This window comes from Megasphaera sp. UBA4382, from assembly GCF_002391155.1.
Classification (GTDB): domain Bacteria; phylum Bacillota; class Negativicutes; order Veillonellales; family Megasphaeraceae; genus Megasphaera; species Megasphaera hexanoica.
Genome location: NZ_DGRS01000061.1, coordinates 32,631 through 47,294, shown reverse-complemented (window position 1 = coordinate 47,294; position 14,664 = coordinate 32,631). Strand labels below are relative to the sequence as shown.

The 14,664-nt window shown below is 48.5% G+C and carries 15 protein-coding genes; 13 read left to right on the top strand and 2 right to left on the bottom strand.

Features of this window, described 5'->3' with window-relative positions:
• Positions 1 to 455 (bottom strand): Glu/Leu/Phe/Val dehydrogenase dimerization domain-containing protein (locus B4H10_RS07315; RefSeq protein WP_292018547.1); only part of this gene is annotated, 455 nt, incomplete at its 3' end.
• A gap of 520 nt (positions 456 to 975) precedes the next feature.
• Here B4H10_RS07315 and B4H10_RS07310 point away from each other — a divergent pair.
• The 10 genes from B4H10_RS07310 (at position 976) to B4H10_RS07265 (ending at position 10,423) form a co-directional block, all read left to right on the top strand.
• On the top strand, positions 976 to 1,704 hold the full coding sequence (locus tag B4H10_RS07310) for a suppressor of fused domain protein (RefSeq protein WP_159897750.1): 729 nt from the start codon (positions 976 to 978) through the stop codon (positions 1,702 to 1,704).
• A 34-nt stretch (positions 1,705 to 1,738) separates the two neighbouring features.
• Positions 1,739 to 2,569: an FAD binding domain-containing protein gene (locus B4H10_RS07305; RefSeq protein WP_059075656.1), complete on the top strand. Its 831-nt coding sequence runs from the start codon at positions 1,739 to 1,741 to the stop codon at positions 2,567 to 2,569.
• Positions 2,570 to 2,601: 32 nt separating this feature from the next.
• Positions 2,602 to 3,480, top strand: coding sequence for a polysaccharide deacetylase family protein (locus B4H10_RS07300; RefSeq protein ID WP_292018546.1), 879 nt, complete (start codon positions 2,602 to 2,604; stop codon positions 3,478 to 3,480).
• 443 nt (positions 3,481 to 3,923) lie between these two features.
• Positions 3,924 to 4,811: a prephenate dehydrogenase gene (locus B4H10_RS07295; RefSeq protein WP_113856278.1), complete on the top strand. Its 888-nt coding sequence runs from the start codon at positions 3,924 to 3,926 to the stop codon at positions 4,809 to 4,811.
• A complete protein-coding gene (gene aroB, locus B4H10_RS07290; RefSeq protein WP_292018545.1) occupies positions 4,792 to 5,865 on the top strand; it encodes a 3-dehydroquinate synthase in 1,074 nt (357 codons plus the stop codon). The genes B4H10_RS07295 and aroB overlap by 20 nt, the downstream gene beginning before the upstream one ends.
• The gene (gene aroA / locus B4H10_RS07285) at positions 5,862 to 7,163 is read left to right on the top strand and encodes a 3-phosphoshikimate 1-carboxyvinyltransferase (protein WP_113856276.1); all 1,302 of its coding nucleotides are present in this window, start codon (positions 5,862 to 5,864) and stop codon (positions 7,161 to 7,163) included. The genes aroB and aroA overlap by 4 nt, the downstream gene beginning before the upstream one ends.
• Positions 7,156 to 8,259 carry a chorismate synthase gene (gene aroC / locus B4H10_RS07280; RefSeq protein WP_059075661.1) on the top strand — a complete coding sequence of 368 codons (1,104 nt, stop codon included), beginning with the start codon at positions 7,156 to 7,158 and terminating at the stop codon, positions 8,257 to 8,259. Before aroA ends, aroC begins: the two co-directional genes overlap by 8 nt.
• Positions 8,252 to 9,103: a prephenate dehydratase gene (gene pheA, locus B4H10_RS07275; protein ID WP_059075662.1), complete on the top strand. Its 852-nt coding sequence runs from the start codon at positions 8,252 to 8,254 to the stop codon at positions 9,101 to 9,103. Before aroC ends, pheA begins: the two co-directional genes overlap by 8 nt.
• Positions 9,100 to 9,924 (top strand): shikimate dehydrogenase, encoded by an 825-nt coding sequence (gene aroE, locus B4H10_RS07270; RefSeq protein ID WP_059075663.1) that lies wholly within the window; start codon positions 9,100 to 9,102, stop codon positions 9,922 to 9,924. Before pheA ends, aroE begins: the two co-directional genes overlap by 4 nt.
• Positions 9,917 to 10,423 carry a shikimate kinase gene (locus B4H10_RS07265; protein ID WP_292018544.1) on the top strand — a complete coding sequence of 169 codons (507 nt, stop codon included), beginning with the start codon at positions 9,917 to 9,919 and terminating at the stop codon, positions 10,421 to 10,423. The genes aroE and B4H10_RS07265 overlap by 8 nt, the downstream gene beginning before the upstream one ends.
• Positions 10,424 to 10,515: 92 nt before the next feature.
• Here the strand turns inward: B4H10_RS07265 and aroD are convergent, their stop codons facing one another.
• Positions 10,516 to 11,265, bottom strand: coding sequence for a type I 3-dehydroquinate dehydratase (aroD, locus tag B4H10_RS07260; RefSeq protein WP_292018543.1), 750 nt, complete (start codon positions 11,263 to 11,265; stop codon positions 10,516 to 10,518).
• Between the two features lie 244 nt (positions 11,266 to 11,509).
• On the opposite strand from aroD, the gene argC reads away from it, so the two are divergent.
• The 3 genes from argC (at position 11,510) to B4H10_RS07245 (ending at position 14,644) form a co-directional block, all read left to right on the top strand.
• The gene (argC, locus tag B4H10_RS07255; RefSeq protein WP_150824466.1) at positions 11,510 to 12,454 is read left to right on the top strand and encodes an N-acetyl-gamma-glutamyl-phosphate reductase; all 945 of its coding nucleotides are present in this window, start codon (positions 11,510 to 11,512) and stop codon (positions 12,452 to 12,454) included.
• A 46-nt stretch (positions 12,455 to 12,500) separates the two neighbouring features.
• Positions 12,501 to 13,361, top strand: a complete 861-nt coding sequence (gene argB / locus B4H10_RS07250) for an acetylglutamate kinase (RefSeq protein WP_113856578.1) — start codon at positions 12,501 to 12,503, stop codon at positions 13,359 to 13,361.
• A 98-nt stretch (positions 13,362 to 13,459) separates the two neighbouring features.
• Entirely contained in the window at positions 13,460 to 14,644 is a 1,185-nt protein-coding gene (locus B4H10_RS07245; protein ID WP_292018542.1) for an aspartate aminotransferase family protein, read from the top strand.
• The last annotated feature ends 20 nt before the right edge of the window (positions 14,645 to 14,664 follow it).

Sequence of the window (14,664 nt, the reverse complement as noted above, 5' to 3'; positions counted from 1 at the left end):
AGGGCCTGCATGAAGCTCTGGCAGAAACGCATAATTTCTGCATCGGATTTGCCATCGGGATCAAAGTCTGCCCCACCTTTGGCGCCACCGATAGGAAGACCCGTCAGAGAGTTCTTGAAAATCTGTTCGAAACCGAGGAATTTAATGATACCGGGATATACGTTTTTCTGGAAACGGAGACCACCTTTATATGGCCCGATTGCGCCGTTGAACTGGCAGCGATAACCTGTATTGGTATGGATTTTACCGTTATCATCTTCCCAGACAACGCGGAATGTAAACATCCGTTCCGGTTCGACCATGCGATTCAGGAGATCGTATTTTTCGTATTCCGGATGACGTTCTACGACAGGATCCAGGGACGAGAATACTTCTTCTACGGTCTGGACAAATTCCGGTTCATTAGCGTGTTTCGTTTTGACGTTTTCGATTACAGATGCAAGATACTTGTTCATAAAGCTTCACCTCATTTGAAAAATTAGTTTACCCCGAACTTCTCTCTACGGCCTTATCATAACACTTTTTTTTTCGTTTGCAAATACCATAATGTGAAAATAAATTATAACATTTTCAGGAAAATACTAAAAATATAAATAAATGCAAATAAAATATAATGAAAAAACTTAATTTATATTAAAAAATAAATGAACGGCTGTATCATGCCTTAATATTATTTTATAAATGATAATTTGTAATGTATTATAAATAGACTATATTTGTTTGCTATATAAGGACAAAATGCGTAATGCGATATAGATGGTATATGTGATATGATGAATATCTGTACATCATATCACATCATATAATGTATATATAGCATATACTTACCGGTACAGATAATGCAGTCTTCCGGATATCTGTTTTCCCATATAAACCGGCATTAGAGACCTGACTAAAAAAGGAAAGGGCGTCTGATGGGTTCAACAAATGGCCGGTCTATGTTATAGTAAGATAGAACATAAGGGAGTGATACCGATGGACCGTTGTCCGATTCCTAAAATCACACATTTTTTTTCTATGAATGATCTGGTAATGAAACCGGTGCCCGTATTGCATCGTGAATATACCGGAGCAGTGGAACAATACTTCCATACGTTGTTTCCCAACCGGAAACGGACGGTCCTGGCTGATACGGAACCGGTTCCGCTGCCTGTTGATATAGAGGTTTTATATCCTACGACAGAAGAGCCGTTTTATGTTATTCATACTCTGGGGATGAGTGCCACACCGATGACCTATCCCGAAGGAACGGAAAGTAGCGAAGTGCGGGAATCATATAGTGAACTGTGTCTGATGCTGCCATCTGACTGGCCGTTTGCCCATGACCGAATTCTTTCTATGGGGGAACAGGCTGCCTGGCCGCTTCGGATGATCCGTGATCTGGCTAAATTTCCGCATGCTCATCATCTGTGGATGTCTTACGGGTTCATCCTTCCCAATTCAGAGTCAAACGAACCATTCACTACGGAAAGTGATCTTTGTGGAGTCCTTATGGTACAGTTTGATGGTGAATTGGGAGAACTGACTTTGGACGATGGCATAATTATCCAATTACTAATGCCAGTCCTGTTGTATGCCGATGAACTGGAAGCCTATGATAGGCTGGGGCCGGATGCACTGATTGAGCGGATCCTGGATTGTACTCATGAGTCGTTTCTTTTGGATTTGCATCGCAGTCATGTTGCACAAGGACTATTAAAGTAATAGAATAAAACTGTTGTGAAAGGAGGTGCGCCAAGTGGTATCGAGTGATAGTGTCATTGCTCCCCATACATCGGCTGAAGCGTATAGTGCTTACCGGACTGTCGCATCGTCAGTTCTTGTAGCCGGTGCGCAGGAGTTGAAACGTAAAGATACTCATTATAAACTGGCCATCGAATTGGATCATGCCGGGCTTTCCTATATCCGGGACGGAGGAGAAGAAATCGCTGTCGGCGCGATGACGACGATGGCAGAAATAGAGAAATCGCCACTGTTGAAGGGCCTGGCAGGAGGGGCCATATGTGCATCTTTGAGAGAGGTACCGGACCGGGAACTGAAACAGAGGGCAACGCTGGGTGGCCTGATTGCTTCCAAACAGCCTTTTTCCATGCTGCTTCCTATTCTCTTGTCCCTGACTGTCGATGTGGTCCTGGAAGACAAAGGGCGTATGGAATTGCGGGATTATCTTTCGTGTCCTCCTATGGGGGAATTAATCACAGAAATCGTGATTGCCCGGGAGTTCGTCTATACCGCGTATATGGCCTACAGAAGTGAGACGGGCCAGCAGCCATATCTGACTGGCGCTGTCACTATGGGAGAAGATCAGTGGCGGATTGTCGTCGGCGGTCGTCCCGGTGCAGCAGCTATTGCAGAAAAGGCTAGTGAGGAATTGTCTGCCAAAGGACTGCAGGCCAGAGAAAATGTGGCTCACATGGTCAGCGAAGAACTGGATTTTGAAAATTTCGGCCCTTGTTCTGAGCAGGAACGCCGGGAGCTGACTATAGATATGATGCGCATATTGATTAAAAAAGCGTGGAAGGGATTCAGCCGTCAGAACAGCCTGACGATGAAATCTGTTAAAAGGTAAGGAATGGAATCAAAAGGTAAGGAGTAGAGAACGTGAAGGGAAGAATAATAACTGGTTTATTGGCCATATGTGTGTTAGCAGGTAGTGGATGGTTTTTGTATAATCATCACGGACATATAGCACCGGAGGTACAACAGGCTGCTGCCATATCTCACCCCGATGTGGCATTTGTGGGAGATGATTTTACTCTGCCAGCTGTCGATAATGACCTGCCTGTGTATGATCATTATACGGTACAGCAGCGCAGGGACAAAGGTCTTCCTCTGACATACGGTACGACCAGGGATTATTATTATGGGGATCATGTGGCCTATCTAACCTTTGATGATGGGCCGAATAAAGAAAATACGACAAAAATACTGAAAATCCTGAAAGACGAACAGATTCATGCTACGTTTTTTCTGACCGGTAATAATGTAGAACGGTATCCCGACGTCGTGAAGGCTATTTATGAATCGGGCAATGCCATCGGCATCCATTCCTACAGCCATGATTATAAGAAACTGTATGCGTCGCCTAAAGCCTATATGGATGAAGTCGATCAGACGGCCGGTCTGATTTATGATGTCATCCACGTGCGTCCTATTATCAGCCGTGCGCCGGGTGGCACATCGGGACATTTTACCAAGGCGTTCTGGCAGGCTCTCAACCAGGAAGGGTATATCGAAGTAGGCTGGAATGCCCTGACGGGAGATGCCGATGGGACGGGTAAAACAGCTGGAAAAGAAATAGAAAATATTAAGAAGCAGCTGGCATTGCGGCCATATCTCCACAGCCACCTGGTCATTCTCATGCATGATGCCAGTGGCCATCAGGCGACGGTAGAAGCTTTGCCGGGACTCATTAAACTGCTCAAGAGCCAGGGCTATACATTCCGCGTCGTCACAACGGCTATTCCGCCAAGCTGGTGATGGTATACAAAAGTCCTTGACAAGGAAACAATTTCGGTATAGTATATGTTTATCTTATTTTAAATTTCAGTTCTGCAAGGAGCCGTACCATGAATAACGCTATGTCTTTCACGGCAGTTGCATATAGCTTTAGAAACAGCCAGGCCTACCTGTATTTGGGCACTGGCTATTTTTGCTGTGATAAATGCATAGACGAGACAAAGACATGGGTTGTTTGAATCAGTGGGAAAATATCACTGTATAAGACGGCAGCGGCGGATGCAGCATAAGGCAGGCTCATGGGAGCCTGCTTTTTTTATGGTATGCTATCTGATTCCTGTTATTGACTGTACGGTATAAAAGAAAATCAGGGGAACCTCTTTTTCTAGTGTACGTCATTTAGTATACTAAAGAGGAAACGTTGCCAACAGCTATCAGGCAGCGAATATTTTGGGGGGAACGCAATGGAAAATACAGACAGTGGTTTTTTTACGGATTATGTCATCGCGATTGTCGGGCTGGGACTTATTGGCGGTTCGTATGCCAAGGGATTACGAAAATTACATGTCAGGTCTATCATTGGGATTGACGTTAATCAGGCGGCTCTGGCAGAGGCACTGGCCGATGGTTCCATTGATGAAGCATCGAATGATGGCAGTCAGCTTCTAGGGGAGGCCGATATAGTCATTTTCTGCATGGCTGCAGATGCTATGATGGCGTTTATTGGACAGCACCGTCAGGATTTTAAACAAGGGGCTCTGCTGACAGATGTCGCTGGCATCAAAGGAGATTCGGCTGACCGGATCAGGTCACTGCTCCGGAATGATCTGGATTTTGTCCCGGGACATCCAATGGCAGGAAGGGAAGGCAGTGGCTATGGCATGTCCCGGGCTGAAATTTTTGATGGCGCCAATTATATACTCGTACCTATGGAAGGCAATAAGCCGGAACATGTCGATGTGATTGAACGGATGGCACGTGCCCTTGGCTGTGCCCACGTGGTACGCGTAGGAGCAGCAGAACACGATAAACTTATTGCTTATACGAGCAGTCTGCCCCATGTTTTGGCCATATCTCTCATAAATAGTGAATCGATGGATACGATGACGCGGTATTTTGTTGCCGGCAGTTTCCGTGACGGGACACGCGTTGCAGATATTAATGCCCCGCTCTGGACCAAACTGTTCCTTTCTAATAAGGATAACCTTTTGAAAGAAATTGACCGGTTCAGTGCATCGTTGAAAGCGTTTGCCGAACTGCTTTCTGATGAGGATACCAAGGGCATGACCCAATTTTTACAGCAGGCCGCTTTGCGGAGAAGGGAATTAGTTCATGAAACAAATCCACGTTGAATTAGGAAACGATTCGTATGAAATCTATATTGAAAATGGCCTTCTCGACCGGGCCGGCAACTATATCTGCAGTCTGACAAAAGCAGAAACAGTTGCCATCATTACGGACAGCACATTGGAACCACTCTATGGTAAACGCCTGGAACGGAGCCTGCAGCAGGCAGGATTCCGGACCGGATGCATTGTCATTCCCGCAGGAGAAGCGTACAAAAATGCCAATCAGCTGTTAGACATCTATCAGAAGCTGTCGGACCTGGGTATTACCCGGTCGGATATGATTATTACCTTCGGTGGCGGCGTCGTCGGAGATCTGGGAGGTTTTGCGGCAGCTACGTTCCTGCGGGGCGTGCCGTTTGTTCAGATTGCTACCTCTATCATCGCCCAGGTGGACAGCAGTGTCGGTGGTAAAGTGGCGATTGATCTGCCGAGCGGCAAGAATCAGGCCGGTGCTTTTTATCAGCCTAAAGCCGTATTAATTGACCCGGATTTATTGCAGACACTGCCGGAACGGTTTGTCCGCGATGGATTGGGAGAAGTCATCAAATACGGTTGTATCCGTGATGCGGGCCTGTTTTCCCTTATGGAAACACTGGATGAACATAGCATTACTTCTCATTGGGATGAAATTATAGAAACTTGCTGCCGGATTAAGGCGGATGTGGTGGAACACGATGTGTATGATATGGGGGAACGAATGATCCTGAATTTCGGCCATACAATCGGGCATGCGATTGAACGCTTGTATGGGTTTGGTCACTATACTCATGGGGAAGGCGTTGCCATAGGAATGGCTCTTCTCACGGCACGGACTGAGGCACTGGGACTGACCGAAGCGGGGACGGCCCGACGTCTGGTGGACATCCTGAAACGATATCACCTTCCGTATACGGTGGACGCATCGGCTGACGACTTGTTACCTTATATCGGACATGATAAGAAAAAGCGCGGTTCTCATATGACACTCATCATCCTCAATCGGATTGGTTCCTGCCGGCTGCTGCCAGTGGAACTGGCTGATCTTTCGACTTATATCACAGGAGGCACACCATCATGAATATCTGCATGACACCCCATCCGTTCGGGGGCGTACTGGCCGTCCCATCATCGAAAAGCCTGGGACACCGCGATCTTATCTGTGCCGCTCTGGCAGAAGGAGAAAGCGTGGTCGAACATATTTCCCCATCGGAAGATATCGAAGCGACTTGCCGGGTTCTCCGCCATTTTGGTGCTCAAATAGAAGAAATTTCCGATACACTTCCAGGCCGCGTTTCCTATCGAATACAAGGCGGTATCCGCCAGGGTCGCAATCCTGTGACGGTTGATTGTGGTGAATCGGGTTCGACACTGCGTTTCCTTATCCCGTTGGGACTTTTGACCGGCCGCACTGTCACGTACACGGGCCGGGGACGCCTTGTTTCACGGCCTCTCCAGCCATATTATGCTATCTTCCAGTCCCGCCATATTGCCTATCAGACAGCTGACGACGGCGGTCTTCCTCTGACGGTGACGGGGACACTCTCTCCCGGCGCGTATACTCTGCCGGGCAATGTCAGTTCCCAGTTCTTTACAGGGCTGCTCCTGACACTGCCACTCCTTACGGGAGATTCGGCTCTCTATAGCTCGACGACACTGGAATCAGCCAGTTATGTCGGCCTTACCCTGGATACGATGGCCCGCCATGGCGTGCAGGTTGAAGAAGAAAAACCAGGTGTGTATCAGATTGCTGGCGGTCAGTCGTACCAGCCGGGCCGGTACGAGGTAGAAGGAGATTATTCCCAGGCTGCATTCTGGCTGGCCGCAGGCTGTCTGGGCCATGATGTGAAACTGACCGGCCTCCGCCGCCACAGCGCCCAGGGAGATGAAGTCATCGTCGATATTATCCGCCGCATGGGTGGCAGGATAACAGAAGAACCAGACGGCCTCATGGCCAGTCCGTCTGCTTTAAAAGGGACGACGATTGATGCCGGCGACTGCCCGGATCTGGTCCCGGTGTTGACGGTTTTGGCGACGGCTGCCAGCGGCACGACTCATATCGTCAATGCCGCCCGTGTCCGCCTCAAGGAATGTGACCGGCTCCACGCCATGGCAGAAGAATTGAATAAATTAGGCGGCAGGATAACAGAAGAACCAGACGGCCTCATCATTGAAGGTACCGGCCAGGTTCATGGTGGATGCGTACAGGCCTGGAACGATCATCGCATTGCTATGTCTCTGGCAGTGGCTTCCCAGATTGCTGAAGGGCCGGTACAGATCGATGGGGCAGAATGTGTCAGGAAATCCTATCCCCGGTTCTGGCAGGATGTGGCGGCTATGGGCGGAACATATACAGAGGAGGCTGGCAGTGATGAATAATACCTTTGGATATCATGCAGGACTGACAATTTTTGGAGAATCTCATGGAAAGGCCATCGGGGCCGTCCTGGACGGACTTCCTGCCGGTATTTCTATCGACTGGGATGCCGTACGGCAGGAAATGGCCCGTCGTGCTCCCGGAAGGAATGCTATGTCTACGGCACGACAGGAAGCCGATGCCTTTGAAATCGAAAGCGGTTATTTCAACGACCACACGACAGGAACACCGCTGTGTGTCCTGATACGCAATAATGATCAGCACAGCCGGGATTATGACCAGCTGCGCCATATGATGCGGCCCGGTCATGCCGATTACAGCGGTAAGGTACGGTATGACGGATACAATGATTACCGCGGGGGCGGTCATTTTTCCGGCCGTATTACAGCACCACTCGTCTTTGCCGGTGCCATAGCTTCCCAAATCCTGGCCAGGGAAAGTATCTGCATAGGGGCCCATATCCTGCGCATCGGACAGGTTGCTGACCGCCATTTTGCTCCCTGCGGTGAGTCGCCATCCCTGTTTCAGCAATTGAAACAGCAGACGCTGCCTGTCCTTGATGGAACTAAGGCGGCTTTGATGGAACAGGAAATCCTGACAGCCAAAAGCCAGCTCGATTCGGTAGGTGGCTTGATAGAAGGGCAGATATTGGGACTGCCGGCAGGCCTGGGTGATCCGTTCTTCGATTCGGTCGAAAGCCGGCTGTCTCATATGTTTTTCTCTATTCCTGCCGTCAAAGGGGTAGCCTTTGGTGATGGATTTGACATGGCATCGCATCATGGCTCTGAAATCAATGACTCCTTTTATTATGACGGGACAGTGGTCAGGACGCGCACCAATCACAATGGGGGAATCAATGGCGGTATCACTAATGGGATGCCGGTCAATTTCCACCTGGTCATCAAGCCGACGGCATCCATTTCGAAAGAACAGGATACCATCGATACGGATACACAGGCGGATTGTAAACTGGTCATTAAAGGGAGACATGATCCCTGCATTGTCCAACGGGCCGTACCTGTCGTAGAAGCGGCCACGGCCTGGACCATACTGGATATTTTCCTCGGCAGCAGGAAGACAGGTGGCGCTCATGACTAAGACGAAGCCAATGGCCATCGCTTGTTTTGGCTTGCCCGGGTCTTATACGTATGAAGCGATGATGTCCTATTTTGACGGGAAAGATATAGAACCTCAGTATGCCTCACAGTTTGAAGATGTCGTCCAGGCCGTGGCGCGGCGACAGGTGCGTTACGGGGTCCTGCCCATTGAAAATTCCTCAACGGGCGGTATTACTGATGTGTACGATCTGATTCACCGCTATGATTGCCACATTGCCGGAGAAAAGTATGTGCGTATCGAACATAATCTGCTGGGAGTGCCCGGAGCGACTCTGGCCGATATACACGAAGTCTATTCCCATCCCCAGGGCATTGCCCAGTGCCGGGATTTCCTGAAAGGACATGAAGACTGGCTGCTTCATCCCTATTTCAGTACGTCCCAGAGTGCCGAAATGGTGCATAAGACGGGCGATGTCCACATCGGAGCCATTGCCAATACCATATCGGCCGATATGTACGGGCTTACCATACTGGCCCGCCATATCAACGACAACACCATGAACTATACCCGGTTTTTCATTATTTCTGCAGAAATGGAAGAAAGCGATGATATGGACAAGATTACGCTGGTATTGACGACCAAACACAAGCCCGGTGCGCTGTATCATGTGTTAGGCCATTTCTTCTATAATGCCATGAATATGACTCATCTGGAATCGCGGCCTATCAAGGGGCGTCCGTTCGAGTATTTTTTCCATATTGATGTCATGGGTAATATACGGAATCCAGCAACAGCTATCGTACTGCACAATCTGGAAGAACATTGTAATTATTTTAAAATCCTTGGAAATTATCCATCTGACAAAGGGGGCAATATTCGATGAAAGCAGGACTAATAGGAAAAAAACTGGGGCACACGGCTTCTCCGGCTATTCATGAAAAAATTTTTCAGGCTATGGGTGTGTCCGGAACCTATGATGTACTGGAAATGCCCCCGGACAGTCTGGCAGAAAATTTAAAACGCCTGGCACAGGATGGATATACAGGCTGTAATGTTACCATTCCCTATAAAAGGGATGTCATGCCCTATCTGACGGATATATCCCGGGAAGCACGGATCATCGGGGCCGTCAATACGATTCATTTCACCGATGAAGGAGCATTCGGATATAATACCGATTATGGCGGATTTGGCAGGTCTCTGGAACAGGCTGGTATAGGAGTTGCCGGACAGGACTGCGTCGTCCTGGGGACCGGAGGAGCCGCCAGAGCCATCATCCAATATCTGGCAGACAAGAACGCCAGGTCGATTACAATTGTTTCCCGCCAGCCTCATTCCAAGATAGAATTTGATGCATTCACGAAGAAAATCGGAGCATCGGAGATAGATTACCAATCGCTTGAAATGTCTCGCGGCGGGGATGTACTGGTCAACTGCACGCCTGTAGGCATGTTTCCCCGCATGGACGGATGCCCTGTTTCTGAAGCATGCATTGCGGCCTTTCCGGCTGTCGTAGATCTCATTTATAATCCCAAAGATACAGAACTTTTGAAAACGGCACGCCGCCATGGTGCCCGGACACGGAACGGCATGTACATGCTCGTGGCTCAGGCAGTGGGGGCAGAAGAACTATGGACGGGGCAGAAAATTGCTTCATCCATAGTTGAACAGATTGCTAAGGAAATGGAGCACCTCTATGAATGATAAACGGAATATTATCATTATTGGCATGCCCGGCTGTGGGAAAAGTACGTTGGGAAAAGCTCTTGCCAGCCGGCTGAACCGCCCCTTTTATGATGCCGATGATGTCATTGTCTGGCAGGAAGGAAAATCCATTCCGGAACTCTTTGCCATCAGTGAAGACTGTTTCCGCGATGCCGAAGTCCGGGCCAGCCGGTTTCTGGCGTCTAAAGAAGGGATTGTCGTCGCCTGTGGGGGAGGCGTCATTAAACGGCTGGAAAATATCTCTATATTCAAGAAAACGGGTACGGTCTTTTTCCTGGATCGTTCTCCCGAAGATATCGTCAGCGATGTTGATGTCTCCGTACGGCCCCTCTTGAAAGATGGCAGGCAAAAAGTGTATGATCTCTATGAAGAACGCATCGGTCTGTACCGGGAGGCTGCCGATTACTGTATCCGCAACGATAAGCCTATGGAATCGGTCCTCGACGAATTTGAAACACTGATTGGAAATATCCCGTAATATAAAAACCGACTGCCGTGTGGAGCAGAAATTGCTTCATGCGGCAGCCGGTTTTTGTCGTATGCTGGGAAAAAGAAAATGAGCAGTGTGATTCAGCCATGGAGCGCCTGTAAAATCTGGTGCAGTGTCGTTACTTCCAGCTGGCCCGGGGCAGAGGCCTTTTTGGCTGAACCAAAGGTCAGAGAAGATCCGAAACATTCTCCGCTGATGCGGCTGATAGCACCGAGGCGTCCCATAGACATGGTGATGAGCGGTTCATCAGGATACTGGGATTTGATAGCTTCCGTCGCCGATAAGAGAGTCAATACGTCCTTCGCTGATTTGGGCATGCAGGCCAGTTTTGCAACATCAGCTCCCAGCTTTTTCATGCCGATGAGACGGCCTGTGATTTCGTCGAAGGATGGCGTCTTATGAAAATCGTGGCTGCTCATGATGACCGTGATGCCATATTCTTTGGCAACTGTCAAAGTCTTTTTGATGTCCTCGCGGTCACGGAAGTATTCAATGTCCACAGCATCGATGGTACCGCTTTTGATAGTATAGTCCAGGAGAGAGAAGTAGTAGCTTTCGGGAACGTCCGTTTCGCCGCCTTCTTCTTTCGTGCGGAACGTGAACAGGATGGCTTCGTCCGGTAATTCCTGCCGGACGGCTGTCAGGGCCTGGCCGACGGCATCCAGGGACAGGACATCCTTTAGAAAGTCGATGCGCAATTCGACGACATCATATATCTTATCCTTTAGATAGCGGCATTCCTGGACGAGTTCGTCTAGGGAACGGCCGACAATGGGAACACAAATTTTCGGCATGCCGTTATCGAGAGGCACGTTGCCAATTTTTACCATAATATATATTCCTCCTAATGCAGCAGATTTTTCTCTTTTGACAATATTATAACGTACGCAGCTGATGCAGGCAATGAAAGACTATCAGAATATAGCCGGATGACAGGGAGGACGATACAGATTTTGGGTCATACGGTACTTTTTTCTTGACAAATGGGATGACATTAACTATAATGAATAAAAATTCAATAAATATTCATTAAAATAAATCAAGCTGTACATACAGCATCTAAGGAGTGGCACCATGAAAACGAAAGTATTTATTGACGGTCATTCAGGTACGACAGGACTGCGCATCCATGAACGGCTGGCAGCGCGTCAGGATATTGAGTTATTACAGATTTCTGAAGAATTGCGAAAAAATCCGGATGAAGTAAAAAAATATATGAAAGCGGCAGATATTGCATTTCTCTGCCTGCCTGACGCAGCGGCCGTCGAAGCGGCCGGTCTGGCTGAAGGAACCGGCGTCAAAATCATTGATACATCTACGGCTCACCGCATTGCACCGGGATGGGTCTATGGATTCCCTGAATTATCAAAGGAACAGAGCGGAAAGATTGCTCATAGCAGTCGTGTCGGCAACCCCGGCTGTCATGCCAGCGGCGTCATTTCCCTTGTCCAGCCTTTGACCGCTGCCGGTATGATGCCTGCTGACTATCCCGTTACCGCTTTTTCCCTTACGGGGTACAGTGGTGGTGGCAAAAAGATGATAGCTGCCTATGAAGGAGAAAAGACGACAGACCTCCTGTCACCCCGCCAGTACGGACTGGGACAGACGCATAAACATCTGCCAGAAATTGTTACCATCTGTCATCTGGCGGATAAACCGATGTTTTCGCCGATTGTAGATGATTATTACAGTGGCATGGAAGTGACCGTCCCGGTCTTTACGAAACTGCTGAAGGGCGCGCCGGGCATACAGGATGTATGGGAGACATTGGCGGCCCATTATGATGGCTGTGACTTTATACATGTACGCCCCCTGGGGGAAGATAAAGGTGGTTTTCTGGCGGCCAATGACATGAGCGGCCGCGATGACATGGAAATTTTCGTCACAGGAAATGATCAGCGGATTCTCCTTACTTCCATTTTTGACAATCTGGGGAAGGGTGCATCGGGAGCCGCTATCGAGAATATGAATATTATGCTTGGCATAGATCCGAAAACGGGTCTGAATCTGGGAGATTAAGGAGAATCGTACAGTTATGACAACGACAACTTTTATGGATCACGACATACAGGAAGTGAGCAATGCCCAGAAGGCACGCATTTTGCGCGATGCCCTTCCTTATATCCGGGAGTATTACGGCAAAGTCGTAGTCGTCAAATATGGCGGCAATGCGATGGTCAATGAAGAACTCCGCAAAGCCGTACTGGCAGATATTGTGCTTTTGCACCTCATTGGTGTCAAAGTTGTCCTGGTCCACGGCGGCGGACCGCATATCAAGGATATGCTCAATCAGGTGGGGTTGGAATCGAAATTCCTGAACGGCCTGCGTGTAACTGATGAAGCGACGATGAAAATCGTTCAGATGGTACTGGCCGGTCAGGTCAATAAGGATCTGGTCAACCTCCTGGGATCATTGGGAGGCAAAGCCATTGGTTTATGCGGTATCGACGACGATATGATCCAGGTAAAAAAACAAAGTGATGAACTGGGACTGGTCGGGGAAATCACTCATATCAATCCGGAACTCATCCATGACAGTCTGGCCAATGGATACATTCCCGTCATTTCGTCTATTGGAACCGATGGCAAAGGCGTTTCCTATAATATCAATGCCGATACGGCGGCGGCTGAAATTGCCGGTGCTCTCCAGGCAGAGTGCATGATTTCCCTGACCAATATCGACGGTGTGCTCCGCAATCCTGAAGATCCGTCCACCTTGTTCCATAGCCTGACTATGCAGGAGGTGCAGAAGCTTACTGACGAAGGAATCATTGCCGGTGGCATGATCCCCAAAGTCAAATGCTGTACTGACGCTATCGACTGTGGTGTAAAGCGGGTATTCATCATCAATGGTACAGTACCTCACGCTATTCTCATCGAAATGCTGACCGAAGAAGGGCTGGGAACTATGTTTGTTAAACAATAATGCCTCGATGACTGTTGTTTCAGCAGCCATTGGAATTACTATACGTATCCGGGCATCTGCTATATGTATACAGGGTTGTTTTAAAGGAGGAAATAAATATGTCTGCAGAAACAGAAAAGAAAGAATTTGAAAAATTAGATAAAGAATATATTGTTAATGTATATAACCGCCTCGATGCCGTTCTCGATCATGGCAAAGGCTCTCTGGTATACGATGTCAATGGCAAGGAATATATCGACCTCAGTGCCGGTATTGCCGTCAATGTATTTGGCGTCTGTGATGACGTATGGCAGAAGGCTGTCATCAATCAGCTGGGCAAACTCAGTCATATGTCCAACGTTTTCTATACAGAACCACAGATTGTCCTGGCAAAAAAAATCTGCGAAAAAACAGGCATGAAGAAAGTCTTTTTCTCCAATTCCGGTGCTGAAACAAATGAATGCGCCATTAAAGCAGCCCGTAAATATTCCCACGATAAATATGGCGATGGCCGCTATACTATCATTACTCTGAAAAATAGCTTCCACGGCCGGACGATGGCTACCCTCACTGCCTGCGGCCAGGAATCACTCCATCAGGATTTCGGCCCCTTCCTGCCGGGATTTGTTTATGCCGAACCGGATAATTTCGAATCGGTCAAAAAGCTGGCTGAAGAAAATAAGACTTGTGCCATCATGATGGAACTGGTACAAGGTGAAGGCGGTGTTCATCCGCTGAATCCGGATTTCGTCCATCAGGTTGCGGATTATGCCAAAGCTCATGACATCCTGCTCATTATCGATGAAGTGCAGACAGGTAACGGCCGTACGGGCGCCCTCTATGCTTATATGAGATATGGCATACAGCCAGATATTGTAACGACGGCCAAGGCCATCGGTGGCGGGCTGCCATTTGCCGTGACGATGTTTGCTGACTCCTGTCAGCACGCCCTGACGGATCATACCCACGGCTCGACTTTTGGCGGCAATCCTATCTGCGCTGCCGGAGCCATTTCCATTATTGACCGTCTCGATGATGACCTTATGGCTGATGTCCGTAAAAAAGGCGAATATATCAAAAAAGAACTGGAAAGCTGCCAGAATGTAGAATGGGTATCCGGCTTGGGTCTCATGCTGGGCGTCAAACTGAAAAAAGATCTTATGGAAGTCGTCAACGGATGCGTCGATGCCGGCGTCCTGGTCCTGACAGCCAATGGACTCCTGCGCCTGCTGCCTCCGTTGAATATTCCCATGGACGTACTGCAGAAAGGTATAGAAAAAATTAAAGCCGTCATTGATGGCTGATACAATCTAAAACAGAAGCT

Coding starts and splice junctions, on each gene's coding strand:
- pheA (WP_059075662.1), top strand. CDS start 8,252: ATGACTAAGACGAAGCCAATGGCCATCGCTTGTTTTGGCTTGCCCGGG.
- B4H10_RS07265 (WP_292018544.1), top strand. CDS start 9,917: ATGAATGATAAACGGAATATTATCATTATTGGCATGCCCGGCTGTGGG.
- B4H10_RS07295 (WP_113856278.1), top strand. CDS start 3,924: ATGGAAAATACAGACAGTGGTTTTTTTACGGATTATGTCATCGCGATT.
- aroE (WP_059075663.1), top strand. CDS start 9,100: ATGAAAGCAGGACTAATAGGAAAAAAACTGGGGCACACGGCTTCTCCG.
- aroA (WP_113856276.1), top strand. CDS start 5,862: ATGAATATCTGCATGACACCCCATCCGTTCGGGGGCGTACTGGCCGTC.
- aroB (WP_292018545.1), top strand. CDS start 4,792: ATGAAACAAATCCACGTTGAATTAGGAAACGATTCGTATGAAATCTAT.
- aroC (WP_059075661.1), top strand. CDS start 7,156: ATGAATAATACCTTTGGATATCATGCAGGACTGACAATTTTTGGAGAA.
- B4H10_RS07310 (WP_159897750.1), top strand. CDS start 976: ATGGACCGTTGTCCGATTCCTAAAATCACACATTTTTTTTCTATGAAT.
- aroD (WP_292018543.1), bottom strand. CDS start 11,265: ATGGTAAAAATTGGCAACGTGCCTCTCGATAACGGCATGCCGAAAATT.
- B4H10_RS07245 (WP_292018542.1), top strand. CDS start 13,460: ATGTCTGCAGAAACAGAAAAGAAAGAATTTGAAAAATTAGATAAAGAA.
- argC (WP_150824466.1), top strand. CDS start 11,510: ATGAAAACGAAAGTATTTATTGACGGTCATTCAGGTACGACAGGACTG.